General features: G+C 73.5%; 1 protein-coding gene and 1 pseudogene. Both read left to right on the top strand.

The window, feature by feature from the left end; all coding sequences use genetic code 11:
• Positions 1–231, top strand: a 231-nt coding sequence (locus tag G3N92_RS34780; protein WP_206131968.1) for a hypothetical protein, incomplete at its 5' end; no start/stop codon positions are given.
• Positions 224–449, top strand: a pseudogene (locus G3N92_RS34775) (hypothetical protein); the annotation flags it as partial. The gene G3N92_RS34780 and the pseudogene G3N92_RS34775, both read left to right, overlap by 8 nt.

The raw sequence follows: 449 nt of genomic DNA, 5'->3' as shown, positions 1-449 counted from the left end.
CGATCCGCGAGACGGCATGGGCCTGCCGCCCTGCGTCGTCGGCCGGACGCCATCGAATCTGTCGAGGATGCGCCCGTGGCTTTTCCGTATTGCACGCTCAATCGCACGCTCAGTTTCCGCGGCCTGCCCGCGTCGCCCGGCGATCGCGCGCCGATGACGCGTTCACCTTCGCCTTCGCCGTTGCCTTCGCGGCGCGGCCATGCCCGCGCCGGCGCGCTGCGCCGTGCATAAGCGCGCCGGCCGCCTGCCGGTGTTCGCCAGGATCGATACGCGTCTCGCCAAGTCCGCGCTCGCCGCGTTGGCCGCCGCCTGCGGCGCGTGCTCGCTGACGCCGGCCTATCACCGCCCCGATCTCGCGCTGCCGCCGCAATGGGACGGCGCATCCGCCGACGCGACGACGCTCGCGGCCGCCACGCCCGTGAAGCGCGAATGGTGGCGCGCGTTCGGCA

The sequence above is a fragment of the Burkholderia sp. Ac-20379 genome (assembly GCF_017104645.1).
Taxonomy (GTDB): domain Bacteria; phylum Pseudomonadota; class Gammaproteobacteria; order Burkholderiales; family Burkholderiaceae; genus Burkholderia.
The sequence above is the reverse complement of the archived record's forward strand: the minus strand, read 5'-3'. Positions and strand labels throughout refer to the sequence as shown.